The organism is Actinomyces sp. oral taxon 180 str. F0310 (assembly GCF_000185285.1).
In the GTDB taxonomy this organism is placed as follows: Bacteria; Actinomycetota; Actinomycetes; order Actinomycetales; family Actinomycetaceae; genus Pauljensenia.
The window spans coordinates 24,052-48,116 of record NZ_GL622194.1; the positions used below are offsets into that span (position 1 = coordinate 24,052).

A 24,065-nucleotide genomic window follows, 5' to 3' on the forward strand; every position below is an offset into this window, starting at 1 on the left:
ATGTGCCTTCCGATGGGGTGAGGTTCGGGCGCCTCACTATTGCTACCATTATGCACCCGCGTGCATGAATATGCGCATCGTACTGTGACGTGGGATTACTTCGCCGACGGGTTGATATCGGCGGTTGACAGGGCCGCGTCCTGGGCTCCATAGCTGGCGAGAATGTCGCTCAGGTAGCCGTTGTCCATGAGGTATTGAAGCGCGGCCTGAATGGCGGTTGTGAGCTTCTCGTCATCCTTGCTGACGGCCACCCCCTGGGGTGCGGATTTGAAGGTGTCTCCCAGCTGCTCGATCTTCCCGGCAGACTGTGCGCCCGTGTAGCCAATCACCGTGGAGTCAGCAAGCGTCGCATCGTACTGTCCGCCGATGAGCTTGGTTGCGATGTCGGTCTGGAGCTCGTGGGGCATGATGGTTATCTGCGCCTTGCCCGAGGCCGTGCACTCCTGGGAGAGCGTGGCGGCGTAGGTTTCCTGGGCAGTTCCCGTCTGGACGGCGATTGTTGCTCCGCACGGGTTGGAAGGGTCGAAACCCTTTGGGTTACCGGCTGCGACGCCCCATGCTGATCCGACGTTTAGGTAGGACACCATGTTGACCTGCTGTTCCCGCTCGGCGGTGATTGTGAAGGACGAGAGGCCGACGTCAAACTTGGTTCCCAGCGCGGGGATGATGGTGGGGAACTCCGCGTGCTTGGTTGTCGCATCGGTAAGTCCCATGACCTTGGCAAGTGCCCGATTGATGTCGATGTCGTAGCCGATGGGTGTCTGGCCGTCGCTCGCCATGTACTCGGCCGGCGCGTATCCGGTCGACGCTCCGTTGCGCAGCGTTCCCCTCGCCTTAATCTCCTCGGGAACGAGCGCCGCGATCTCCTCAACGGTGGGAATCGATGCTACGTCGTAGGAGGTGTGGGCGGCGGAGGCCGCGGAGTTGGACTGTGAGGTGCTTCCGGTTTGGCCGGAGTTTGTCGACGGGTCTGAGCATGCTGCCACCGTGAGCGTCAGGGCGAGTGTCGTTGTGACCGAAAAAATCCTCTTCGTATGCATGACTATGTTCCTCGGTTTCGTGATGATGCGAATGAGTGGTAGAAAATATGCAAACACGTGCATAGTATGCATGTCGAGGGGGTCTCAGATGCTGGATGCACGAGTGGGCGAGCACGCTGTGCTCGCCCACTTGACTCCAACCTCAATGTCCGCGCAAGGCCCGTCGCGACGGTCTCGCGCGCATCGGGTCGATCCCCTTGGGAATGGGAGGCTCTCCCGACCGCAGTGCGTTGATGCGTGACGACACCTGGGGAACTTCCTCCGAGGTGAGCGTGTTCTTGAGCCTGCGTAGTTCGCGCTGCAAATCACGCAGGGCGACCTGCCCCTCCTCGCGTCCGACCTGGATCTGGTGGACGGGGACATTGCGCATCACCTTCGTCACGCGCCTGGCCTCGGTCTGCAGGAGCCCACGAACGCGAGCCGAGGGTCCCTCGGAGATGAGCACGACTCCCGGCCTTCCCACGATTCTCCAGACAAGGTCCTGTTCGCGGGTGTAGGCCACCGGTTGCTCGGGGATGATCCAGCCCCGCTGAATCTGCTGCAGCGCCACCTTCACAGCCCCGGCCGTGTCCTCGACCTGGGCGAAAAGCGCTCGGCGCGTCAGGAACGTGAGAAGCGCGAGCACGGCGGTGATCGCGGTCATGATGCCGACGATCAGCCAGCCGATCCACGACCTGTGGATGATCCAGGCCGTCAGCATAAAGGCGCCGATAATCGCCGCTGCCGTGCCCAGAAGAATCCACGGAAGCGCGGGATATGTACGGGCACTCAGGCGGTACGCGTCGAGAAGGTTGTGATAGAACCGCCTCTTGCTGGGGGGATTTGAATCGCTCATAGGACCATTATTCTACGTGCTCATCACCCTGGCGGTGTGCGCGTCCGACCAGGAGCAATGTGAAATGAGTTGCATCACACTGGCTTTGTTTGGACAATGGGGATATGAACATTGGCGGTTACGAGATCGGGCAGGTCTTTCATGTTGGCGCCAAGGGCCCCATGTGGATGACGCGCACGCGTGCGGGGGCAGCCCTGTTGGCGCTGCGCTCGGCCGATGACGGCGACCGGTTCCTTCCGCGGTGGAAGGCATGGTCGACGGTAGAGTCCGCCCATGTTGTCCGGCTGCGTGACGTCGTGCGATCCCACGATGGCCGGTGGGCACTCGTCCAGGACTATGTCGCCGGTCGGAGCCTGGACGCGGAGCTTGGTTCGCCCGACCTTCGCCCGATCGCAACGAGACGCCAGATTCTTAACGGCATCGCCGCAGGGATGAGCGCGCTTCACGCAGCAGGTATCTGCCACGGGGACCTGACGCCCGCCAACGTCATGATCACGCCCGAGGGACGAGCGGTGATTGTGGACATCATCGACGAGCTCGGTGAGGGGGAGGGCACCCCGGGCTGGAGCCTCGGAAAGCGCGGAATGGAATGCGACCGGGAGTGCCTGCGCATGATCGCGGGCCGGCTCGAGCTCGACGATGCGTTGGCGCAGCTCGGACTGGACGCTCCACGGGGAATAGATCGAGGGAGCACACCCCTCGTCACAGACCCACCGGCGCACGAGATTGTGCGTGAGCCCGTCGATCCTGAGCAAGTGATAGCGGATCTGCGAGCGGCGGCATTGCGTGAGGATACGGTCTCCGAGGACGGGCAGCCTAGGCGCGAGAAGTCGAGCACGCGCATCTGGGGCGACGCAGCGGCCGTGCGACCAACATATTCCGGACGCAAGCGGCGCCTCGGCGTGATTATCATCGGCGCTCTCGCGATCATTGCGGGAGCCGCAATGATCGCCTATGCCGTGTGGCGCGCAGGTGCTCCGCACGGCACCGGCTCGGACAACGAGACGACGCAGGCATCGCCCATGAGCGCCCAATCCGATACGGGTCTGTGCAACGTGGAGGAGGTGACGGAGTTGATTGGCAACGCCATCAGGGTGCGCGATCAGGCCGTCATCGACGCCGATCCTTCCGGCCTTGATGCCGTTTTGGGTGGCGAGCTTCTCAACCAAGACACCGCACGCATTCAAGCGATGATCAACGACGGCATCACCGTTCGCGAACTCTCCTCGAGAATCGAAGCCGTGACCCTGCTCAACTGCGAACCCGGCGCGCTCGAAGCACATGCGACGCTGGTCGTGACGGCCTCGCAGACCTGCGCAAATCAGTCATGCCAGCGCAGCGATACCCCAGAGTCGACGGAACTCCTCATACGCGTCGACCCCGTTTCTCGAAAGGTCGTCGCGGCCGCGCCCGCCAACGCGTAACAAGTACGCCGCTCCGTGAGCGTGCGTCACGAGCTGACGCGCCGATGCGGCGCCCGGGATGGGCGAGGGAAACGGGGTGGGGGCGCAACCATCGGTTGCGCCCCCACCCCGCGAAGGTCTCAGGTGATCAGAGTCCGAGATCGGACTCGAAAGCACCCTCCTCCAGACGCTTCTTCACGTCCATGAGGAAACGAGAAGCATCCGCGCCGTCGACGAGGCGATGGTCGTAGGACAGCGACAGGTACACCATCGAACGGATCGCAATCACGTCGGAACCGTCGGCGCCCCTCATGACGACCGGGCGCTTGACAATGGTTCCAACTCCCATGATCGCGGTTTCCGGCATGTTGAGAACCGGGGTATCGAAGAGTGCTCCGCCCGAACCCGTGTTTGTCACGGTGAAGGTCGAACCCGACAGCTCGTCCGGGCCGATCTTCGAGTCGCGTGTGCGCGCAGCCAGATCGTTGATGGACGCCGCGATGCCGGCAATGTCCTTGTCGCCGGCGTTCTTCATGACCGGAACCAGCAGCCCTCGCGGCGTATCAACGGCAATGCCCACGTGCTCGTAGTCGAAGTACGTGACCTCCTTGTCGTTGATCGTCGCGTTGATCTTCGGATGATAGGCGAGGGCCTCCGTCGCGGCCTTGACGAAGAAGGGCAGGAAGGTCAGCTTGGTGCCGTGCGCAGCCGCGAATGCGTCCTTCGAGCGAGCACGCAGGGCGGCAACCTTCGTGACGTCCACCTCGACAACCGTCGTGAGCTGGGCGGCCGTCTGAAGCGACTCGACCATGCGCCGAGCGATCGTCTGGCGCAGGCGGCTCATCTTCTCGGTTGTGCCGCGCAGCGGCGAGGGCTCGCGCACGCTCGTGGGTTCCGTGGCCGTCTGCGTGGTGCCAACGGCAGGCGCGGACACGGCGGCAGCGGCGCGAGCCGCAGCCTCGACATCCTCGCGTCGCACCCGACCGCCGACACCCGTTCCGGAGACGGACGCCAGATCGACACCGAGTTCACGAGCGAGCTTGCGCACGATGGGGGTCACGTACGCGGTGCCCGTCGCCGCTGCAGGCGTCGCCGCGACGGGAGCCGATGACGCGGCCTGGGCGAGCGTCGTGGCGTTCGGGAAGGGATCGATCCCAGCGCTGCGAGGAGCTGCGGGAGCCGACGGGGCGGTGGGGGCGGCCGGTGCTGCAGGGGCAACCTGTGCCTGAGTCGGCTGAGCGGATTTGGCCGATGGAGCCGAGGCGGAAATGACCGCAACGACGGTGCCGACCTCGACGGTCTCATCCTCGGGAACACGGATCTCCGCGAGGAAACCGGCCACGGGGGAGGGGACCTCGGAGTCGACTTTATCCGTGGAGACCTCGAGCAGCGGCTCATCGGCATCGACGGCGTCGCCCACGGCCTTCAGCCACGTGGTAACCGTCCCTTCGGTGACGGACTCACCCAGCGCGGGCATGCGCACCTCTGTGCCGTCAACGGGGGCCGAGGAGGCCGACGCCTGAGCGGGAGCCGCAGGGGCGGCCGGAGCAGGAGCCGGGGCCGCGCTCGACTCGGGCGCGGGGGCCGCAGCGGCGGGCGCCTCCGAGGCGTCGCCGATACGCGCGATCTCGGTGCCGACCTCAACGGTCTCATCCTCGGGAACCAGAATCTCGAGCAGGACACCCGCGACGGGGGAGGGGACCTCGGAGTCGACCTTATCCGTGGACACCTCGACGATGGGCTCGTCAAGCTCGACGGTATCGCCGACCTGCTTGAGCCACGTCGTCACGGTACCCTCGGTGACGGACTCGCCCAGCGCGGGCATGGTCACTGACGTTGCCATGTGTGTTCTCCTAGTTAAAACTCTATGGTCAGTTGTGGACGTGGAGGGGCTTACCGGCCAGCGCCATGGCCGCCTCGCCGAGCGACTCATTCTGGCTGGGGTGGGCGTGGATGAGGGAAGCGACATCCGAGGGGTATGCCTCCCAGTTCACCATCAGTTCTCCCTCACCAATCTGCTCGCCGATGCGTGCGCCGATGCCGTGGAATCCCACGATCGGACCACCCTCCACCGAGACCAGCTTGATGATGCCCGATGTGGCCAGGATAGACGACTTTCCGTTACCGGCGAGGTTGTACTCAACCGTTCGCACGCGATCCCCGTACTTCTCGCGCGCCTGCTTCTCCGTCATTCCCACGGAGGCGATCTCCGGTTCGCAGAACGTCACGCGCGGAATGTTGATGTCAGCCTGCGCGACCGGGTTCATTCCGGCAATCTCCTCCGCGACGAAGATGCCCTGCATGAAGCCGCGGTGCGCGAGCTGGAGGCCGGGGACGATGTCGCCGACGGCATAGATGTTGCCCACACCCGTGTGCAGTCGCTCGTCGGTGATGACGAAACCGCGGTCGAGGGTGATGCCGACCTGCTCGTAGCCCAGGCCCTCGGTCACCGGGCCGCGGCCAACGGCCACCAGGAGCACGTCGGCGTCGAAGGCCTTGCCATCCTCGGTGGCGACGTGAACGCCACCGTCGTCCTGTGTGGCCGAGGCGAAGCGAGTATTCGTGTGGAACTTGATGCCGCGCTTGCGGTAGGCGCGCTCCAGCTGCTTGGAGATCGCCTCGTCCTCGTTGTTGGCCAGGTGAGGCAGCGCCTCAATGATCGTGACCTCGGCGCCGAAGCTGCGCCACACCGAGGCGAACTCAAGGCCGATGACACCGCCACCCAGAATGACGGCCGAGGACGGTACCCAGTCCATCTGCAGGGCCTGGTCAGAGGAGATGATGCGCCCGCCGATGTCGAGGCCGGGGATCGAGCGCGAGTACGAGCCGGTTGCCAGGACGATGTGGCGGCCGCGAACGGACGTTCCGTTGACCTCGATGGTGTTGGCATCCGCCAGGCGGCCCCAACCGGAGATCACCTCGACGTTGCGGGACTTGAGGAGGCCCTGAAGGCCCTTGTAGAGGCCGGAGACCACGGAGTCGCGGTACTTGCCCACCTGCGCCATGTCGATACCGTTGAACGTCGAGGAGACGCCGAAGCGAGCGGATTCACGCACGGCTTCGGCGGTCTCTGCGGCGTGCAGGTAGGCCTTGGTAGGGATGCAGCCGCGGTGCAGACACGTCCCGCCCACCTTATCGCCGTCGATGAGGGCGACCGTCATGCCCAACTGCGCGGCCCGAAGAGCGGTCGCATAGCCGCCCGAACCCGCGCCGAGGATGACGATGTCGTAGGTCGATTCACTCAAGGTAACAACTCCTCGTTGATGAGCCTCACGCTCAGATGACTGTTTTCATGACGGGCCTCACGGTCCTTATGGGCCTATTGTCCCACGTTTGTGTAGTGCTGTCCCGGAGCTTAGTGATCTTGGTTGGTGTATCGGGCCACACAGGGCCGAATCTCGCACAGCGGCGGCGAATGCGATGCGTGCAGGTAGGTGTCTCGCTAGGATCAAAGGCGTGCAGGGATATGAGGACATGAATGAGGGTGCTGGCGCGCGAGACCAGCGCCCGCCATCGCTGGGACTCGGGCGCATCATTATCGCCCTGTTTTGGATCCTCGGAGTCTGGATCGTCGCGATGGCCGTCGTCGACCTCTTTCATGCGCAGGGGCTCCCGTGGGGGCCTCGCCTCGTCGCTCTTCTCGCGGGTGTGGATTACGTCGTGGCGGCGATCGCGCTGACCCACAATGGGCGCCGGATGCGCCTCGTTGGTTGGTCTGCCATCGCCCTGTCGATCGCCGCACCGCTTGTCCTGTGGGTGGCCTCGCTCGGTCTTGACGAGCTCAATACCGCGCGCTCTGCCTGGACCGGCCTCGGTGCGGACTTCTACTACCTCCCCCTCGCTCTGTCGGTCGTTGGCGTCATCTGGATGTGGCGCTCCAACCCTCGTAGAATCGTTTCTCTCGCCGAACAGGTGGAGCGGCCGGGCTCACCCTGGAAGGCGGGCTAGCTCACCTATCTCAGGCTATACCCCGCCGGGAAAGCCGAGCTGTCGCCACGCCTCGTAGAGCGCAATCGACGCGGAATTGGCCAGGTTAAGAGAGCGCACTCCCTTAACCATGTGGATGCGAACGAGGTCCTCCACGCGGCGATGGGCCATCGCCTCGGAGGAAAGTCCGACGGATTCACGCCCGAAAAGCAGGCCGTCGCCGTCCGCATAGGCCACCTCGGAATGCATGGTGTGCGCGTGTCCAGTGAAGGCCCAGACGCGTCCGGGCACCTGATCGAGAGCCTCATCCAGGTTTTCGTGCACCGTGACGTGCGCCAGATCGTGATAGTCCAGACCCGCTCGACGAAGCTTTGCATCGTCCATGTCGAAGCCCAGAGGCTTGATAAGGTGCAGCATCGAACCCGTGCATGCGGACAACCGGATCGCCGCGCCCGTGTTGCCGGGGATCTCCGGCTCCCAGAAGATGACGTGCAGCATAATCCTCAGGCCTGATGGGTCACGGTCAGGCACGCGCGGGCGATTGTGTGCTCAAGCGCCACGAACGAGGCCATTGTCGGAGTGGCATCGTCGTCCAATCCCAGGGTGTCAACGTCGAGCGCGTGCACGGTGAAGACGTAGCGGTGAGGGCGGTCTCCCGGGGGTGGGGCCGCTCCGAAGTATGCGGCGTCGCCGGTGTCCGCGCGCAGGTGAAACGCGGGGCCGTCAAGGGTGAGATCCGAGGCTCCCGCCCCCGCGTCCAGGTGTGTCATAGAAGCGGGAATGTCCAGCACGGTCCAGTGCCACCAGCCCGCTGGGGTTGGCGCATCCGGGTCGAAGCAGGTCACCATGAAGCTTGCCGTGTGAGTGGGGAAGCCCTCCCACGTCAGGTCGGGGGATAGGGAACCGGCCCGAGCCGTTGCCGACTCCGGCATGGGGGCGCCGTCGGTGAGGGTGCGCGACGAGAGCGTGAAAGTCGGGACGTCCAGTCCCTCGTAGGGGGATAGGGCGAGGGGGCGTGAATTGATGTGCATGGTTCTTCCTTTCCTCTTGGCCTCTATTGTCGCCCATGCGAACGCGATCGGGCGTTCGGGACGCAGATGTGTGACCGGGGTTCTACACTTCCTCTATCGAACGTGTGTTCTATGTGTGGGAGGGGGACATGACCAACGCGCGCGCTCGGCTGCTCAGGGCCCGAGAGGCCTTGAGCCTTGCGGAGAACTCTGTCGGCCTGAGGACGCGGGTCGAGCTTGACCAGCATCATAGGGCAGGGGGCGGCCCCGTTCTTCTCGGTCCCGCGCGCAGGTCGGACCTGATCCGCCTTCTCATCGACACCTGCCCTCCCGGAGGGTGGATTGGCCTCTGCGGGGTGCGCGACATCGGGTGGGAGTGGGCATCTGGCCAGGGGATGGAGCTGGGGCGGGTGCTCATCCTCAATGCCCAGACGATATCGGGGGTGGCGCAGGCATGCGCTCTACTGCTGGATGCCTGCGACGTCGTGTGCCTGGACGTGCCCGAGCTAAGCAGGGCCGAACAGCGCGCGCTGTCCGCCCGCGCCCGTGTCCAGGGGCGCACCATCGTGACACTGCGCCCCTGGCCCGGCGTCTCACGCGAACCGAGTAACCGCGACGCGATGCGAATGGCCGTCTAGAGATGCGTTACATGGTGCTATGGGTGCCTGACTGGCCCGTCAACTGCCTGGTCATTGACCTGCCTCCGGGCGGGAGCGGAGCCGTCGTGGACGGGGACAAGATCGCGGTTGCTAGCGCGGCTGCCAGGAGAGCCGGAATCCGCTCGGGCATGAGCCTGAAAAAAGCAATGTACCTGTGCCCAGATCTGGTGCACCTACCGCGAGACCGGGACCGAGAGGCCAGGTCCTTTAGTGCAGTCATCGACGCGTTCGATACGGTTGCGGCAGGGGTGGAGTGCCTGCGCCCCGGGGTTGCCAGGTGCCATGCCCACGGGCCTGCGAGGTGGGCGGGAAGCGAAGAGAAAGCTGCGTCGCTGCTCGTGGACGCCATTGAGGCCGCCGTCGGTGTCGAGTGCTTCGTGGGGATTGCCGAGGGGCCGTTGGCCTCGCTGATGGCCGCCCGGCAGGGGCGCATTGTTGCCCCGGATGACACACAGTCCTTCCTCAGCGGTGTTGAGCTGGCCCGCGCTCTCGAGTGCGTTCCTCCCCACATGCGTGATCGAGCCACCGCATCGATTGGCCTCCTTGAGGGACTGGGGGTGAGGCGCTGTGCCGATTTTCTCGCGCTCGGTCGCGGTCCCGTGCTCGAACGATTCGGTGACGTCGGTGAGCGACTGTGGACACTCGCATCGGGTGCAGACGGCGCGCTTACTCGACACGAACGCACTCAGTCGGACATATCGGTCACCTGTGAGATCGATGAGGGAGGGGATCGTATCGACACGATGATTGCCCCCATCATGCGGGCAGCCGCAACTCTGTCTCGTCGGCTATACGAATCCGGCGTGGTCTCCCAGACGCTGCGCATCGACGTCGAAGACGCGGGGGGAGGAGCGCGCAGCCGCACCTGGAGCGGGTGCGACCTGGCGATTCCCTCCGACGTCGCCCTGCGAGTGAGATGGACGCTGTCCGGCTGGATGTCCGGCGCCGAGGGGCCCTCCGGCCAGGCATCATCGATCCGCCTGACGGCCTGCGATCCCCGAGCCGGCACCTCTCCGTCCGCGCTGTGGGGCAGAAGCGAGCGCGAGCAGGACGTATCGCGCAGCGCCGTGCGCATCCAGGCACTGGTGGGGCCGGATGCGCTCCTGGTTCCCCGCGTCCAGGGAGGGTATGACCCGCGTAGTCGCGTCGTGATGGCCAGGTGGGGGAGCGAGCCCGTCCTGCGGCCTTTCGAGGGAGCCTGGGAGGGGGGCGTCGCCACCGCGCCGGCCACCCTCTTTGACGAGCCTCCTCGGGTCAGGATTCTCCCCGATTCTCCATCCACCGCAGACGTTCGCGTGGATTCGCGTGGTCGACTGACGGCGACTCCGGCCTACCTCGTTGAAGCCCACTCCGCCTCCCCCGCGCTCACGGGTGCTGCGGGGGCGGGGAGCCGCGTGAGGATTTGCGAGGTGCGGGGACCGTGGCCCGTACGTGGACGGTGGTGGGCACGGGAGGCACCTCGTGCCTACATGCGTGCCCAGCTTGAGGATGGACGAACAACCCTGCTCGTGTGGAACGAGGGTGAGTGGGCACTGGAGGGGGTCGATGACTGAGGCAACGACGATGAACGGGGTGTGCCGTAGACTGAAAGGATGGTATCTGGCTCGCTGCGCGACACCCTCGCTTCGATGACCGACGACGACCTGATGGCGCTCGTTGGCCCCGCAACCTGGGCGAATGGCCTGCGCCTGGCGCGCAGGGGAGCGGTACGCGAGCTCACCTGGCACTCTGCCGAGGACCAGCTCGAAACAAGGGTCACCGAGGGAGGTCTGGCCTACCGAGTGCGCGTCGCTCAGGCAACGCTTCGGATGGCGCTCACGTGCGCGTGCCCCCTGCGCTCGAACTGTCCACACGCGGCCGCGACGCTGATCGTCGCGCGCGAGGAAGCCCGCGAGCGCGACAATGGGGAAGCGGAGTGGAGTCGCGTGCTGCGCCAGGTGGTGGGAAGCTCACGTGAGCGCGCCGGAGACCCGCTCGCTCTTATCATTGACGCCCACGACTCGAGCGCGCCGATATCGCTGACACCGTTGCGCCGCGGAGCCTTCTGCGAATGGACCGGCAAGCGGGCGTCGTGGCTGGATCTGACAGCAACGCAGTGGGCGTCGGTCACCGACGGGATCGATCCAACTCACCTGTCTCTCGTGCGCGAAGGCTACCGGCTCTCGCGTGAGTCGCGCTCGTGGCACTCCAGGACCGAGGTGACCCTGGCGTCGTTGGGGGAGCACGCCTACCCCTGGCTCAACCGACTTGTTCGCGCGGGAGTGACGCTATTTTCGTCGCCAACGACCGACGAGCTATTCGAGGTGTCACACGCGACGTGGGACGCGGACATCGATGTCGTATCCGAGGAGACGGGACTCGCGGTCACGGTCGTGGCCCGCAACGGGGACCGGGTTATTCACTCGCCCCGCATCGACGCCGCCACTGGCCTGCTGGTCCTCAACGGAGGCCGGAGCGTTGCGCGTCTTGAAGGAGCGTCCACACTCGAGGGTTTTCCCTTCGATCGGGCGCTGCGGATTCCCTCCTCCGATGTTGCGGAATTTCGCGGAACCTGGCTGCCCGCTCTGCGCAGGCGCTTCGTGATCAGCTCGGCCGACGGGAGCTTCGATCCGCGGGCGGCGACGCAGGCCACCCTCGTCGGGACGGTGCACCGCGACGAGGAGGGGGTCATCGTGCGCTGGTGGGCGGAGTACCAGCTGGGCAAGTCGCGCTCGCGTGCTCCGGTTGCCCAAGCTCTCTCGGACGAGGCGGTGGCTGCCCTCGTTGAGCGCGTTGATCGGTGGGGGAGCGCGTGCGGTGGCGAGCTGTGGCCACATCCCCCGGAGGCCGGACGCATGCCCCCGTGGATGGCGCCTCGTTTCCTGGCGCGCGTTGTCGACCAAAAGGCGCCGGAAGGCCTCGTGTGGGATGTGTCCGACGACGTGCGCACGATTGAGGTTGTCGATGCTGCCTCCCGCGTCGACCTGTCCATTGAGCGGGGCGAGGCGGACTGGTTTGACCTGACGGCCCGCCTGAGCGTGGGGTCCCACTCGGTGAGTGTGCGCGAGGCGCTGGAAGCGCTGGGACGCGGCGACGAGTACGTTCGTGCGGGCGACGCCTGGGTGCGTCTCGACGGCGAACGCATCGTTGCACTCGCAGCGGCGTTGGAGGAAGCGCGCGCCCTGGTGGGCTGGGATGGGGAGGGGCTGCGCCTGTCGGCCCTCCACGTCGGCGCCGTCGACGTGGTGGCGCCCGCAGCGGACACGGTTTGCGTCAGCGGCGCTTGGACAAAGCGCGTTGGTGCGCTCGTTGCCGACCCTCAGCCCGAGGACGCGTTGGTGCCACTGCCTTCCCTGGGGCGCATCCTGCGTCCCTATCAACGGGAGGGACACGCCTGGTTGACCGCACGCCTCGCCCGGGGGTTCGGCGCAATTCTCGCCGATGATATGGGACTGGGAAAGACCATTCAGATTCTGTCGGCAATTGCGGCCATCAGACATGCGAAAGCCGCGCGAACAGGTCCGATTCTTGTGGTTGCCCCAACCTCGGTCGTAGCTGTGTGGATGGAACAGGCGGCGCGATTCGCTCCCGACCTGCGGGTGCGGGCCGTCACGGAGACCGAAGCGCGCAGGGGAACGAGCATCGAGGAGGAAGTCGACGGCGCGGACCTGGTGATCACCTCCTACACGCTGGTTCGCCTGGAATCCGATCAGTGGACACACGTGGAGCTGGACGGAGTGGTCATCGACGAGGCGCAGGCGGTCAAGAACCCGCGCACGGCAACCTACAGGTCGCTGCGCGACCTGAACACCCCGTGGCGGCTCGCGGTCAGCGGCACCCCCATCGAGAACTCGCTCGCAGACCTGTGGGCGCTCCTGTCGCTGACCTGCCCCGGCCTGCTTCCCTCGTGGGAGGCATTCAACCGGAGGATTCGCAAGCCCATCGAAAGCGGAGCGGACCCGGCGATGCTCGCCCGCCTGACCTCCTATATCGCTCCCTTCATCTTGCGCCGCACGAAGGAACAGGTTGCCCAAGACCTGCCGGACAAGGTTATCGACGTGGTGCGCGTCGACCTGGGGCGGGAACACCGCCGCATCTACGACCAGCATCTCGCGCGCGTTCGCGCACGCATCCTGGACCTTCTGGCGGATGTCGATGCCAACCGGATGAGTGTCCTGTCTTCCCTGACCCGCCTGAGGCAGCTGGCGCTCGATCCCGCGCTCGTGGACGGGGCCTACTCCCGTGTCGGATCGGCGAAGATCGAGTACCTTGCGGATCACCTTGACGAGATTGTTCCGCTGGGGCATCAGGCCCTGGTTTTCAGCCAGTTCACGTCATTCTTGGCGCGCATTCGTGGCGCCTTGGAGCGTCGCGGGATCGCGGTGGTGCAGCTGGATGGTTCGACCCGCGATCGCGATCGCGTTATCGAGGAGTTCCGGTCGGGCCAGGCGCAGGTGTTCCTGATCTCGCTGAAGGCGGGAGGGGCGGGCCTGACGTTGACGGAAGCAGACTACGTCTACGTCATGGATCCCTGGTGGAATCCCGCCGCCGAGGAGCAGGCGATCGACCGGGCACATCGCATCGGTCAGACAAAGAAAGTGAACGTGTATCGCCTGGTCGCGGCGGACACGATCGAGGCGAAGGTCGTGGAACTCCAGGACCGAAAGCGGCGCCTGATCTCCTCCGTCATGAACGGTGCCGCTGCGCCCGCACCGCTCAGTGCCGCCGACCTTCGCGCGCTGATCGACTAGGCAAGCGTCGGCGCGGGCACCGTGCGGGACGCGTCCTCCTCGGCGGTGGGCGCGAGCCCTGGACGCACGGCCACCTTGAGGCCGGCCCGCGTGCGCACCGCGTCAAGGGCCGCCGCGATGTCGTGGAGGGCAAATTCGTGCGTGAGGAGTGGGGAGAGGTTGAGCGTCCCGTCGGAGAGCATTGCGACGGCCGCCGCGTAGTCGCTCAGCGTCGCGTTTGCGCTGCCTGAGATCGTCAGCTCGCGGTAGTGCACAAGGTTCGGGTCGATCCGCGCGAGGGAGGAGAGCGGGAATCCGGCGAAGAGACAGATGTGAGCGCCGATGCCCGCGCAACGGGCAGCCACGTTGAGTAGGGCCGGGTCACCGACGGCGACGATGACGACATCGGCGCCCGCTTCGTCCGTCCACTCGCTGACGTCGCGCACGAGCGCCTCTCCCTCGGAGGCGGTGGTCCTTGTCGCACCCATGGCTCGTGCCGGGGAGAGCCTGGCGGGACGCCCGCAAGCCATGACGGTTGCGCCCGCGGCTACGGCCAGCGCGCAGTGAATCAGGCCAATTGGTCCCGTGCCAATGACGAGGACGCGCGAGCCGGGATCGATAGGCAGGCGCCCCCTCGCCCGCAGGCAGCACGAGAGTGGTTCCGCGAGGGCGAGAAGCGAGGGGTTGATCTCGCGCTTCGTCGGCGTCACGCACGCCAACGCGTGTTCGGGAACGAGGATGAAGTCCGCGAGTCCGCCGTCAACTCCTGTGCCGAAGAGGCGCATGTGTGCACAGACGTTGGAACGTCCGGCGCTGCACGGCGCACACGTTCCGCAGGGAATCTCGGGGGCCAATCCCACCTGTGTTCCGACCTGTGGGACGTCGACGCCGGGGGTGAGGCGTTCGCCGATGCGCCACACGCGCGCCGCGATCTCGTGACCGAGAACCACACCAGGGGTGACTCCGGCCTTCTTCTGCCCCGTTGCGATCCGAAGATCCGTCCCGCACAGGGTTGTGGCCTCGACCGCGAGGAGCACCTCGCGTGGCTGGACGCGCGGCACGGGTCGGCTCTGGAGGGTCAACGAACCCGGGGATTGGAGGGAGGCCACGCGCATGAAGGTCATGGTGCCAGGATACGGCATGTGTCACATAGCACCCACCATATCGAACAGGTGTTCGATATGGTGGGTGCTGTGTTCAACGAACGGCGGTACGCGGAATTGCATGCCCACAGTGCCTTCAGTTTCCTGGAGGGGACCGATGAGCCCGCTTCCATGGTCGAGGAAGCCGCGCGTCTGGGCTTGGATGCGCTGGCCATCCTTGATGTCGACGGCATGTACTCAACCGTGCAGACGACCGTCGCGGCGCGCCGATGCGGACTTCCCGTTATCTACGGCGCGGAGCTAACCCTCGGCTCTAACGCGTTGCGTTCGATCCTGCCCGGCTCGTGTGGCACGGGTTGGGGATTACCGCCCGGGGCGGAGGATCCCGGCATACGACTGCCGGTCCTGACGGCCAGCCCGACGGGATACGCGAATCTCGTCGGCGCGATGAGCGAGCGAGCACTCGCCACGCGGGGCGAACGTTCGCCCACGCACAGCCTAGACGACGTGGGCGGGGCCGGAAGCGGCCTGCGAGTACTCACCGGTGGAGCGCGCGGTCCCCTCATGCGCGCCCTGCGAGCGGGAGGACCCGTGTGGGCGCGCCGGGTGGTGCGGGCTCTGTCCGAGGTCTGCGGGGCGGATAACGTGCTGATCGAGTGGCAGGCGGCGGCCGGAGACGGGCAGGAAGTCGGCGACGTGCTCGCTGACCTTGCGCGTCAGACAGGGACGCGGCTGGTGGCCACGACCGGGGCGCGCATGTCATCGCCGTCGAAGCAGGCCCTCGGAGACGTTCTCACCGCCACGCGGCTGCGCTCATCGCTGGAGGAGGCAAACGCCCACCTCGGAGCCCACCGCGCATTCCTCCGCTCCGCCCGAGAGATGGCGCATCTGCATCGCAGTCACCTCGAATCCCTTGAGCATGCGTGCGATGTCGCCGCAGACGCGGCATTTGACCTGCGACTCGTTGCCCCCAAGCTTCCTCGCACCCGCGTTCCCGACGGGCACACGAACGACACGTGGCTGGCACACCTGACGCATCAGGGAGCGCAGCAGCGCTACGGCACGCGCGCACAGCACCCGCGGGCATGGGAGACGATCGACCACGAGCTGGATGTGATTGCTCGCCTCGGCTTCGCCGGCTATTTCCTCATCGTCAAGGAGATCGTTGATTTTTGTGCGGAGCGAGGAATCCTGTGTCAAGGTAGGGGTAGCTCAGCGAACTCAGCCGTGTGCTACTGCCTGGGAATCACTGCGGTCGATGCCGTGCGCCACAACCTTCTTTTCGAGCGTTTCCTCTCGGATGCTCGATCGGGACCACCGGACATTGACGTCGATATTGAGGCGTGTCGACGAGAGGAAGTCATCCAACATGTCTACAGCACCTACGGTCGTAACCGCGCGGCGCAGGTGGCCAACGTCATTACCTACCGTCCTCGATCGGCGATGCGTGATGCCGCGCGCGCCCTGGGCTACCCCGCCGGGGCGGCGCAGGCGTGGTCGCGGGGAAAGGGACAGACCCCAACCCTCGTGCGCGAGGCGGCCGATGCGCTGGCGCGACTTCCCCGCCACATGGGTATTCACTCCGGTGGCATGGTGCTCACGGATCAGCCGGTCTCTCGAATATGCCCGGTGAGATGGGCGGCAAGGGAAGGGCGCACGGTGCTCCAATGGGACAAGGAGGACTGCGCGGATGCGGGCCTGGTGAAATTCGACCTCCTCTCGCTCGGCATGCTCACCGCTCTGCGCATTGCCTTCGATGAGCTCAACGGGAGTAACCGCTCGGCCGACACCTTGGGGAGGGCTCCTCTTCGAGGGTGGGCTCCTCGTCCCCTACTCGGACGGCGGGAGATGCCCCTCGGCCTGCACACGCTCCCCGAGGAGGATCCGCGCGTGTACGACCTGTTGTGCGCCGCTGACACGGTGGGCGTCTTCCAGGTGGAATCGCGCGCGCAGATGAACACCCTGCCCAGGCTCAAGCCTCGGTGCTTCTATGACATCGTCGTCGAGGTCGCCCTCATACGGCCGGGTCCCATACAGGGGCGTGCGGTCAACCCCTACCTGCGCCGTCGCGCGGGGCGCGAAGCGGTGACATACCTGCACCCGCTCCTCGAACCGGCCCTGCGACAGACCCTGGGGGTCCCTCTGTTTCAAGAGCAACTGATGCGCATCGCCGCGGACGCAGCGGGGCTGTCCGGCGCCCAGGCTGACCAGCTCCGCCGCGCCATGGGCGCCAAGCGCAGCAGTGAACGCATGGAAGCACTCAGGGCAGACCTCATGACGGGGATGGCGGCGCGTGGGATCGACGCCCCGACTCGGGAGCGCATCTTCGGCCAGCTCAAAGGGTTTGCGGACTTTGGCTTCCCGGAGTCCCACTCCTTTTCTTTTGCGCACATCGTCTATGCGTCCGCGTGGCTGAAGGTTCATGCGCCCGAGCACTTTTACGCGGCAATCCTGGCCTCCCAACCGATGGGCTTCTACTCGCCAGCGACGCTGGTGCAAGACGCGCGCCGCCACGGAGTGAGGGTCCTTGCCCCCTCGGTCAACGACTCCCTCCTCGATGCCTCGGTGGAGAGGGGGGCCACCTCCGCAAGCAGCTACCGAGCCGGGCGTTCGGACCCTCTTCCCTCTCGCCAGATCGTTCCCGTGGACGTTGACCCCTCCCTCGCCGTCCGCATCGGCTTGTCCCAGGTGCGCGGTCTGGGCAAGGCGGCCGAGCGGATCCTTGAGGCCCGGAAGGAAGGCGCCTTCGAAAGCCAGGCCGACCTGGCCAGGAGGGCGCATCTGAGGGAGGGGGACATGGAGAAGCTGGCTCTCTCAGGTGCCCTGGAGTGCCTGGGCGTGGGGCGTCGCGAGGGCATGTGGGCGGCGGGTGCGCTCGCCGTTCCCGAGGCCGACTCGGCGCAGTGGCAGCCCTTTCTTCCCGGAACCGAGGTAGGGGCGCGCCCACCCACTTTGCCCTCACCCTCTCGGGTAGAGCTGATGCGCTCGGACATGCGCACGATGGGGCTGACGCCCGGTGAACATCCTTTCTCCTCCGTCAGGGGCGAGCTTCCCGACGGCGTTCTCAAGGCTCGGGAGCTGGGAGAGCACCTGGATGGAAGAATCGTCGACGTGGCCGGGGTTGTTACTCATCGACAGCGTCCCCACACGGGCGCCGGCGTGACCTTCCTGTCCCTGGAGGATGAGACCGGTTTCGTCAACGTTTCAATCTCCCCGGGAACATGGGAGAAGTTTCGTCGTGTTGCCCTCGAATCGGAGGCGATGCTGGTGCGGGGGACGCTCGAGGCGGATGGGGCCGTCAATGTTCGCGCGTTCCGGCTCACACCCGTCATCCTCCCGATACGTGTGCGTTCCCGAGACTTCCGCTAGGCCCGATTCTTTAGCCCTCACGCCGAGTGTGGGACAGTAAGAAGGACCGAAGCTCCTCGACGCCCTCGCACACCTCCTCGGCATCGTCGAGGCCGCCCGCCGTCGCGTACCCCCATCCCACGCCGAGGACCGGAATGCCGGCCTCGTGCCCCCCGATGACGTCCCAGAGCGAGTCGCCGACGAGAAGCGGCGCCCCGACATCGACCCCCCGGCGCTCAAGCTGGGCCAAGGCCTCGCGAATAACGGTCGCCTTGGTGGAGGACGGGTCGGGGGTCGCTCCCGCGATCACGTCAAAGACATCGGTGAGACCCAGGTGCTGCATCTGCGCCAGGGCCATGGGGGCCTGCTTCGACGTGGCCGTTGCGAGGGGAACGCCGCGCTCGTGCAGGTCACGCAACAGCTGCGGCACGCCCGCGAAAGGCACCGGGTCCAAGTAGTGATCCGCATACCTGCGCCGGTACCCGGCAACCAGATCCGCCAGGAGGTCACCGGAATACCCCAGGTCCGCAAAGGAATGCCACAGGGGAGGACCCACGTAGCCGCGGAGCCGACGGTCATCGGGGACCGGTAAGCCGAAGTCCGACAGAACAGCGCGGAACGCCCCCATGACCGCGGGGGCCGAATCGACGATCGTGCCGTCAACGTCGAACAGAACGACAGAAAACGTGACAGACATTGACATCCCCCGCGTCGTTGGTGCTTTCCTAGTCACTATGCCCTATTATCCCCAGGAGGGCATCCGAAACGACCAGAAGGAGGGGAACATGGAATCGCGAGCGCGGCTGACACCAATCGTCCAAGCCAACAGCGCGCGTGCGGCCGCATGGCGAGTCTTCTTCGAGGCGTCCGGGCGCCTGCAGGGAATCCTCGAGACGCGCTTGAAGCGAACGTACGGCGTCTCCATGCCCGACTACAACATCCTGCTTGCCCTGTGGGAGGCGCCGGGTCACCGGCTGCGCATGGGAGAGCTCGCCGAACGCGTCGTGTATTCCCCGTCGCGAGTCACCTACCTCGTGTCCAACCTATCGCGCGACGGGTGGGTGGAGCGCATTCCTTCGCAGACGGATCGGCGGGGCTACGACGCGTGCCTGACGACACAGGGAATCGAGACTGTGTTAGCTGCCACAGAACTGCATCAGCAGACCGTCAGCGAGTACCTTCTCGATGGCATGACCGATGAGGATATTGACTCTATTGCCAAGGTTTTTGCCACCCTCGACTCCCGCCTGCGCAACGATCGGACGGGCCCGTAGTTTTCGATTGGCGCGTAGCGACCGGATCATGTTAGGCTTCTACTCGCTTGCGGATCGCAACGGTTCGCATCGTTCACCTGCGCGGGTGGCGGAATAGGCAGACGCGCTAGCTTGAGGTGCTAGTCCTCATTTTACGAGGGTGGGGGTTCAAGTCCCCCTCCGCGCACGAGATACCCCGGGGCCGAGGCCCCGGGGTTTTCCATGTGACCACCAGGAGGCATCGTGCGAATCGACATGTGGCTCGACACCTGCGATCCGTGGAGCTACCTGGGAGTGCGTCATCTGCGTGCCGCCCTGGAGGGGTTCGCGCATCGCGATCTCACCGAGGTTTACCTGCATGCATTCCTTCTCGACCCGGATCTGGACGCCCCGCTCGACAAGCCTCGCATCGTCGCCCTCATCGAGTCGGGCGAAGCAACCCTGGAAGAGGTGCGGGCCTCAGACGAGCGGATGAAAGCCCTGGGCGCGAGCGAAGGCATTCGTTTCGACTTCGACTCGCTCGTCATCGCGCCGACGTCACGGGCCCACCGGGTCATCGCGGCGGCGCACGACGCCGACATTGACGCGGGGACCGTCGCCGGCGCCTCCACCCTTCACCTCAAGGTGGCCGAGGCCATCATGCGCGCCCACTTCGAAATGGGCCTTGATGTCTCAGATCCGGACGTTCTCATCGGCTGCGCGCAGGACATCGGAATGCCCGCAGCGCTCGCCGCGCGGGCTATCGGCGAGGAGGAATGGGCATCTCGGGTCTACTCAGACGTCCAGGTGGCCATGCACATGGGAGTGAGCACCGTGCCCACCTACGTCTTCGACGCCCGCTTCCTCGTTCAGGGACATCAAACCGTCACCGCGTTCACCAACATCCTGGCAACCGCCTGGGACGATGCCGGAAAGGACCGAGCATGACCGACAAGCACACCGATACCGCGCCGCCCAGCCCGATGGACCTCGTCATGCAGTTTCATCGCACCTACTCGGTGCCCATTCGCTCATTCGACGATCCGACGCTGTCCTACGAGCGTCTCGGCATGCGCATGAGCCTCATCGCAGAGGAGTTCGCCGAACTGATCGGCGCCGTCTACGGCAGACAGGCACGCGCGATCGTTGAGGAGGCAACGGCCCGTGCGGTCGCGGCCGACGACGGGCGCCGGGACGTCATCGAGTCCGCCGACGCCCTCGCCGACCTCGTCTACGTCATCTACGGGATGGCGATCGAATCCGGCATGGATCTTGATTCCGTCCTCGCCGAGGTGCAGGCCTCCAACCTGTCCAAGCTCATGCCCGACGGCTCCGTCAAGCTTCGCGAGGACGGCAAGGTTCTCAAAGGTCCTCACTTCTTCGCGCCGAACATCGCGCGCGGCCTCGGCATCGAGAGCCGGGAGACAGACGGCGAGGCGGACTAAGGTCCCTAGAGCGCGCGTTCGCGTCCTCCGGATGCCACAATAGACCCGGTCGGCTCATCAGAGAGGAAAGACATGGCACGCGTTGCAGTCATCGGCGGAGGATACGGGGGCGTCACGGTCGCTAAGGGGCTCGATCCCCTCGCGGACGTCATTCTTATCGAACAGAAGGACCAGTTCGTCCACCACGCGGCGGCCCTGCGCGCCGCGGTCGACAATGTGTGGGAGCACGCGATCTTCATGCCCTACACGAACCTCCTCAGCCGCGGGCAGGTTGTTCACGGGACGGTTTCGCGCGTCGACGGCACGACGGTTCACGTCTTCGGCCGCGAACCGATCGAGGCCGACTACGTGGTCTTCGCGACCGGATCGACCTACCCCTTCCCGGCCAAGTACTCGTCCTACCGTTCGTCCGTGGCTAAGGCTCGTCTCGAGCAGCTTCACGAGAACCTCGGCCGCGCCCGGTCCGTCATGATCGTCGGAGGCGGAACGGTCGGCATTGAACTCACGGGAGAACTGGCAAGCGCCTTCCCGGGCCTGGACATCACGATCGTCGAGGCCTCGGACAGGATCCTGGGGACCCCTGGCTACACGGACGCGCTGCGAGATGAGATCAGCGAACAGCTGGCCACGCTGGGCGTGCGCGTCATCACAGGATCGGAGCTGGCCTATCTTCCCCCGCAGAACGTCGGCGACCTGGCACACTTCATGGTCCAGACGAAGAACGGGGACGTCGTCGAGGCCGACCTGTGGTTCCAGTGCTACGGGGCGCGGGCCAACACGGGCTTCCTCATCGGAAGCGACTACGAGTCGGTCATGCACCCCAACGGGACGATTCGCGTCGAGGGAACCATGCAGGTGGCCGGACACCCCACGGTATACGCGGTCGGAGACTTGACCGACGTGCGCGAGTCCAAGCGCGCAGATGCCGCCCGCCAGCAGGCGCGCGTCGTCATCGCCAACATCTCCGCGCAGATCGAGGGCGAGGCGCCCGACGCGACCTACGAGCCCACCAAGGAGTGGGTCATCCTGCCGCTCGGCCCGAACATGGGCGCCTCCCAGCTGCTTGACGCCGATGGCAAGACCCGCATCCTCGGCGCGGACCAGACCGCCGAGATCAAGGGCACGGACCTGATGGTGTCCGTCATACGTTCCCAGCTGAACCTCCCCTGATAAAGTGCCCGGTGTCACGGTAGAATGAGGGTCATGACTGGAGATGCCCGCCGCGCGCTGACGCGCCTGCTCAACGCATTCGAGAACCACTTCGACATCGCGCGCGATGGCGACGAGGCCGACGACGCCGCGCTCGAGGCCGCCGAGCTCGCGCTGCGCGACGCGTTCTTCACCTACGACGACATTTTGTTCACGCAGCTGGGCGTGGAGCTTCCCTTCGACATTTTCGACGACTCCGACGAGGACGAGGAGGATCCGGAGGACTACGACGAGGATGACGACTTCGTCGAGGTCGACGACTGATCCTGGCGTCACCGCGCGCGTCAAACGGGGCCTGAACCACCACGGTCAGGCCCCGTTTCGCGTCCCGGTCGCCTAGAGCGCGACCTCGCCGAGCACCTGGCGGATCGGCGCCGGCAGCGGATCCGTGTGTTCCAGCAGCGTGTCGAGCTGGCGCACCGTGCGCGGCCCCACAAGTGCGCTGGAGACACCCGGATGGTCCCGCACCCACGCCAGCGCGACGTCGCCCATCGATCGATCGAGGCCCGCAGCCGCGCGCGAAGCCGCCTCGATAACCCCTCGCGAGGAACCCGTGAGGTAGGGCTGGACCATGTGACGAAGATGAGGGGATGCAGCCCGAGAATCCGCAGGGGTCGAGTGACGGTACTTCCCGGTGAGGACCCCTCCGGCAAGCGCCGAGGCCGCAATCACTCCCACTCCTCGCGATGCGAGCTCGGCGACCGTGGATGCACACTGGGCGTGCGCGAGGGAGAAGGGAAACTCCACGGCGCTAATCGGCGCGCTGGCCCCGATCTCGCCGCGCGTGACGGCCTCTGCCAGCTGCCAATGCGACGCGCGAGACAGGCCAACGTAGCGCGCGCGCCCGGAGCGATAAGCCACCGAGGCGGCTTCCAGGGTCTCCGCGAGGGGAACCTCGTCGCGGGGCTCAACCAGCCACAGATCAACGTAGTCGGTGTCCAGGCGCGCAAGCGCATCGTCTAAGCTGCGCAGGAGATCCCCCCTGCCCGCCGCACCGACCCACGCCCCCTCGCCCGTGCGGCGCACGCCACCGCGCCAGGCTACGACGACACGGTGGCGCCCCAGAGACGCCATCGCCTCGGCCACAACATCAACGGCCATGCCATCGCCGTGAGAGGCGGAGCATTCAACGAGGGTGCCCCCCGCGTCCACGAAGTGGGAGAGCATCTCGACGGCCTCGTGAGAGTCCGTATCGCGACCCCACGTGAGGGTTCCCAGACCGATCGACGACAGATAGAGACCGCTACGACCGCATTGGTTCTGATTCATGCTCCTAGCCTAGCCGAGTCCGCGCCAGCCATCGGGCGTGCTGGGGTGGCATCGGGGGAGTGGTACCGCCAAAGACGGGACACAGGGATCGCACGCCACACCAGTTGCACAGGGGATTCTTGCGAGGCTGGAAGGAATCGTTGGCGAGGTCTTCCTCGATGCGCCCCCAGAGCTGATCGATGCGCCGCTCGAAGTCGGCGACATCGGTGGGATCGGGATCGAAAGTAATAACCTGGCCGGCACGCAGGTAGACCAGCTGCATGCGCGAGGGAAGGACCTGCGTGCGCGCGAGCAGCAGTGCGTAGAAGCGCATCTGAAAGAGCGCCTCGTCCACGTAGCGAGGCGACGGAGCCTTCCCGGTCTTGTAGTCCACGACCCGCAAACGCCCATCCGGGGCTCGGTCGACCCGGTCGATGAAACCGAGCAGGCGCACGCCGCCTTTCGTCGTTGCCGTTACCCGGGCCTCGCGCGCGGCCGGAGCGATCCACTGCGGCTGCTCGATCGCAAAGTAACCGTCGACGACGCTGCGGGCGTCCTCAAGCCACGCCTCGCGATCCGCCTCGTCGCCAAAGAGCGCTGCGACCTCGGGGTTCTTCTGTGTCAGCGCCTCGAAAGCGGGGGCAAGCTGGGCCCGGGCGGCATCGCGCGTGCGCGAGCGAGGAGGAAGGGAAAAGAGATCCTCCAGGACCGCGTGCACGAGGGTGCCCAGCGCTTTGGCGCGACTCTCAGGCTCACGGTAACCGTCGACAACGTGAAGGCGGTACTGGAGGGGACACCGCTCGTACTCCTTGGCTCGCGAGGCCGAGAGCGCGGGATCCCATGTGCGCTCTGCGGGCGAGGGTGCGATCAGCTCTGTCATGAACACCACGCTAGCTC

General features: G+C 65.8%; 21 protein-coding genes and 1 tRNA gene. 12 read left to right on the forward strand and 10 right to left on the reverse strand.

Annotation, left to right across the window (positions count from 1 at the left end):
- Positions 1-95: 95 nt before the first annotated feature.
- Positions 96-1,040 carry an ABC transporter substrate-binding protein gene (locus HMPREF9006_RS00125; RefSeq protein WP_034230761.1) on the reverse strand — a complete coding sequence of 315 codons (945 nt, stop codon included), beginning with the start codon at positions 1,038-1,040 and terminating at the stop codon, positions 96-98.
- Between the two features lie 142 nt (positions 1,041-1,182).
- Positions 1,183-1,875, reverse strand: coding sequence for a DUF4191 domain-containing protein (locus tag HMPREF9006_RS00130; RefSeq protein ID WP_009211495.1), 693 nt, complete (start codon positions 1,873-1,875; stop codon positions 1,183-1,185).
- 104 nt (positions 1,876-1,979) lie between these two features.
- Here HMPREF9006_RS00130 and HMPREF9006_RS00135 point away from each other — a divergent pair, with 104 nt between their 5' ends.
- Entirely contained in the window at positions 1,980-3,299 is a 1,320-nt protein-coding gene (locus HMPREF9006_RS00135) for a protein kinase domain-containing protein (protein WP_009211496.1), read from the forward strand.
- Between the two features lie 127 nt (positions 3,300-3,426).
- On the opposite strand, the gene sucB is transcribed toward HMPREF9006_RS00135, so the two are convergent.
- Both sucB and lpdA read right to left on the reverse strand, forming a co-directional pair.
- Positions 3,427-5,121 carry a 2-oxoglutarate dehydrogenase, E2 component, dihydrolipoamide succinyltransferase gene (sucB, locus tag HMPREF9006_RS00140; RefSeq protein WP_009211497.1) on the reverse strand — a complete coding sequence of 565 codons (1,695 nt, stop codon included), beginning with the start codon at positions 5,119-5,121 and terminating at the stop codon, positions 3,427-3,429.
- A 28-nt stretch (positions 5,122-5,149) separates the two neighbouring features.
- Positions 5,150-6,523, reverse strand: a complete 1,374-nt coding sequence (gene lpdA, locus HMPREF9006_RS00145; protein ID WP_009211498.1) for a dihydrolipoyl dehydrogenase — start codon at positions 6,521-6,523, stop codon at positions 5,150-5,152.
- A 229-nt stretch (positions 6,524-6,752) separates the two neighbouring features.
- On the opposite strand from lpdA, the gene HMPREF9006_RS00150 reads away from it, so the two are divergent.
- On the forward strand, positions 6,753-7,226 hold the full coding sequence (locus tag HMPREF9006_RS00150) for a hypothetical protein (RefSeq protein WP_193389652.1): 474 nt from the start codon (positions 6,753-6,755) through the stop codon (positions 7,224-7,226).
- Between the two features lie 15 nt (positions 7,227-7,241).
- Here HMPREF9006_RS00150 and HMPREF9006_RS00155 read toward each other — a convergent pair whose 3' ends face one another.
- Positions 7,242-7,703, reverse strand: coding sequence for a tRNA (cytidine(34)-2'-O)-methyltransferase (locus tag HMPREF9006_RS00155; RefSeq protein ID WP_009211500.1), 462 nt, complete (start codon positions 7,701-7,703; stop codon positions 7,242-7,244).
- A 5-nt stretch (positions 7,704-7,708) separates the two neighbouring features.
- On the reverse strand, positions 7,709-8,236 hold the full coding sequence (locus HMPREF9006_RS00160) for a YbhB/YbcL family Raf kinase inhibitor-like protein (RefSeq protein ID WP_009211501.1): 528 nt from the start codon (positions 8,234-8,236) through the stop codon (positions 7,709-7,711).
- A 128-nt stretch (positions 8,237-8,364) separates the two neighbouring features.
- On the opposite strand from HMPREF9006_RS00160, the gene HMPREF9006_RS00165 reads away from it, so the two are divergent.
- From HMPREF9006_RS00165 to HMPREF9006_RS00175, 3 genes are read left to right on the forward strand one after another with little or no spacing between them, the layout of a single operon-like run.
- Positions 8,365-8,853: a hypothetical protein gene (locus HMPREF9006_RS00165; protein WP_034231813.1), complete on the forward strand. Its 489-nt coding sequence runs from the start codon at positions 8,365-8,367 to the stop codon at positions 8,851-8,853.
- Positions 8,854-8,876: 23 nt separating this feature from the next.
- Positions 8,877-10,427: a DNA polymerase Y family protein gene (locus tag HMPREF9006_RS00170; RefSeq protein WP_232209799.1), complete on the forward strand. Its 1,551-nt coding sequence runs from the start codon at positions 8,877-8,879 to the stop codon at positions 10,425-10,427.
- A 39-nt stretch (positions 10,428-10,466) separates the two neighbouring features.
- Entirely contained in the window at positions 10,467-13,604 is a 3,138-nt protein-coding gene (locus HMPREF9006_RS00175; protein WP_009211504.1) for a DEAD/DEAH box helicase, read from the forward strand.
- Here HMPREF9006_RS00175 and HMPREF9006_RS00180 read toward each other — a convergent pair.
- Positions 13,601-14,698 carry an alcohol dehydrogenase catalytic domain-containing protein gene (locus tag HMPREF9006_RS00180; RefSeq protein ID WP_048741648.1) on the reverse strand — a complete coding sequence of 366 codons (1,098 nt, stop codon included), beginning with the start codon at positions 14,696-14,698 and terminating at the stop codon, positions 13,601-13,603. The two genes, HMPREF9006_RS00175 and HMPREF9006_RS00180, sit on opposite strands and share 4 nt — an antisense overlap.
- A gap of 78 nt (positions 14,699-14,776) precedes the next feature.
- Here HMPREF9006_RS00180 and HMPREF9006_RS00185 point away from each other — a divergent pair, with 78 nt between their 5' ends.
- A complete protein-coding gene (locus HMPREF9006_RS00185; RefSeq protein ID WP_156794373.1) occupies positions 14,777-18,055 on the forward strand; it encodes an error-prone DNA polymerase in 3,279 nt (1,092 codons plus the stop codon).
- A gap of 10 nt (positions 18,056-18,065) precedes the next feature.
- Here HMPREF9006_RS00185 and HMPREF9006_RS00190 read toward each other — a convergent pair whose 3' ends face one another.
- On the reverse strand, positions 18,066-18,731 hold the full coding sequence (locus HMPREF9006_RS00190; protein WP_009211507.1) for an HAD family hydrolase: 666 nt from the start codon (positions 18,729-18,731) through the stop codon (positions 18,066-18,068).
- 88 nt (positions 18,732-18,819) lie between these two features.
- On the opposite strand from HMPREF9006_RS00190, the gene HMPREF9006_RS00195 reads away from it, so the two are divergent.
- The 6 genes from HMPREF9006_RS00195 (at position 18,820) to HMPREF9006_RS00220 (ending at position 22,184) form a co-directional block, all read left to right on the forward strand.
- Positions 18,820-19,308 carry a MarR family winged helix-turn-helix transcriptional regulator gene (locus HMPREF9006_RS00195; RefSeq protein WP_193389653.1) on the forward strand — a complete coding sequence of 163 codons (489 nt, stop codon included), beginning with the start codon at positions 18,820-18,822 and terminating at the stop codon, positions 19,306-19,308.
- Positions 19,309-19,387: 79 nt separating this feature from the next.
- Positions 19,388-19,474, forward strand: a tRNA-Leu gene (locus HMPREF9006_RS00200).
- Positions 19,475-19,542: 68 nt separating this feature from the next.
- Entirely contained in the window at positions 19,543-20,214 is a 672-nt protein-coding gene (locus tag HMPREF9006_RS00205; protein ID WP_009211509.1) for a DsbA family oxidoreductase, read from the forward strand.
- Positions 20,211-20,711, forward strand: a complete 501-nt coding sequence (locus HMPREF9006_RS00210; RefSeq protein ID WP_009211510.1) for a nucleoside triphosphate pyrophosphohydrolase family protein — start codon at positions 20,211-20,213, stop codon at positions 20,709-20,711. Before HMPREF9006_RS00205 ends, HMPREF9006_RS00210 begins: the two co-directional genes overlap by 4 nt.
- Positions 20,712-20,783: 72 nt before the next feature.
- A complete protein-coding gene (locus HMPREF9006_RS00215) occupies positions 20,784-21,881 on the forward strand; it encodes an NAD(P)/FAD-dependent oxidoreductase (protein WP_009211511.1) in 1,098 nt (365 codons plus the stop codon).
- 33 nt (positions 21,882-21,914) lie between these two features.
- Positions 21,915-22,184 carry a hypothetical protein gene (locus HMPREF9006_RS00220; RefSeq protein ID WP_034230764.1) on the forward strand — a complete coding sequence of 90 codons (270 nt, stop codon included), beginning with the start codon at positions 21,915-21,917 and terminating at the stop codon, positions 22,182-22,184.
- 72 nt (positions 22,185-22,256) lie between these two features.
- On the opposite strand, the gene HMPREF9006_RS00225 is transcribed toward HMPREF9006_RS00220, so the two are convergent.
- Positions 22,257-23,189: an aldo/keto reductase gene (locus tag HMPREF9006_RS00225; protein ID WP_009211513.1), complete on the reverse strand. Its 933-nt coding sequence runs from the start codon at positions 23,187-23,189 to the stop codon at positions 22,257-22,259.
- Between the two features lie 4 nt (positions 23,190-23,193).
- Complete coding sequence (locus HMPREF9006_RS00230) at positions 23,194-24,048, reverse strand: RecB family exonuclease (RefSeq protein ID WP_034231826.1); 855 nt, start codon at positions 24,046-24,048, stop codon at positions 23,194-23,196.
- Positions 24,049-24,065 lie beyond the last annotated feature (17 nt).

Coding starts and splice junctions, on each gene's coding strand:
- HMPREF9006_RS00125 (WP_034230761.1), bottom strand. CDS start 1,040: ATGCATACGAAGAGGATTTTTTCGGTCACAACGACACTCGCCCTGACG.
- HMPREF9006_RS00130 (WP_009211495.1), bottom strand. CDS start 1,875: ATGAGCGATTCAAATCCCCCCAGCAAGAGGCGGTTCTATCACAACCTT.
- HMPREF9006_RS00135 (WP_009211496.1), top strand. CDS start 1,980: ATGAACATTGGCGGTTACGAGATCGGGCAGGTCTTTCATGTTGGCGCC.
- sucB (WP_009211497.1), bottom strand. CDS start 5,121: ATGGCAACGTCAGTGACCATGCCCGCGCTGGGCGAGTCCGTCACCGAG.
- HMPREF9006_RS00150 (WP_193389652.1), top strand. CDS start 6,753: ATGAATGAGGGTGCTGGCGCGCGAGACCAGCGCCCGCCATCGCTGGGA.
- HMPREF9006_RS00155 (WP_009211500.1), bottom strand. CDS start 7,703: ATGCTGCACGTCATCTTCTGGGAGCCGGAGATCCCCGGCAACACGGGC.
- HMPREF9006_RS00160 (WP_009211501.1), bottom strand. CDS start 8,236: ATGCACATCAATTCACGCCCCCTCGCCCTATCCCCCTACGAGGGACTG.
- HMPREF9006_RS00165 (WP_034231813.1), top strand. CDS start 8,365: ATGACCAACGCGCGCGCTCGGCTGCTCAGGGCCCGAGAGGCCTTGAGC.
- HMPREF9006_RS00175 (WP_009211504.1), top strand. CDS start 10,467: ATGGTATCTGGCTCGCTGCGCGACACCCTCGCTTCGATGACCGACGAC.
- HMPREF9006_RS00180 (WP_048741648.1), bottom strand. CDS start 14,698: ATGCGCGTGGCCTCCCTCCAATCCCCGGGTTCGTTGACCCTCCAGAGC.
- HMPREF9006_RS00190 (WP_009211507.1), bottom strand. CDS start 18,731: ATGTCTGTCACGTTTTCTGTCGTTCTGTTCGACGTTGACGGCACGATC.
- HMPREF9006_RS00195 (WP_193389653.1), top strand. CDS start 18,820: ATGGAATCGCGAGCGCGGCTGACACCAATCGTCCAAGCCAACAGCGCG.
- HMPREF9006_RS00205 (WP_009211509.1), top strand. CDS start 19,543: ATGTGGCTCGACACCTGCGATCCGTGGAGCTACCTGGGAGTGCGTCAT.
- HMPREF9006_RS00210 (WP_009211510.1), top strand. CDS start 20,211: ATGACCGACAAGCACACCGATACCGCGCCGCCCAGCCCGATGGACCTC.
- HMPREF9006_RS00215 (WP_009211511.1), top strand. CDS start 20,784: ATGGCACGCGTTGCAGTCATCGGCGGAGGATACGGGGGCGTCACGGTC.
- HMPREF9006_RS00220 (WP_034230764.1), top strand. CDS start 21,915: ATGACTGGAGATGCCCGCCGCGCGCTGACGCGCCTGCTCAACGCATTC.
- HMPREF9006_RS00225 (WP_009211513.1), bottom strand. CDS start 23,189: ATGAATCAGAACCAATGCGGTCGTAGCGGTCTCTATCTGTCGTCGATC.
- HMPREF9006_RS00230 (WP_034231826.1), bottom strand. CDS start 24,048: ATGACAGAGCTGATCGCACCCTCGCCCGCAGAGCGCACATGGGATCCC.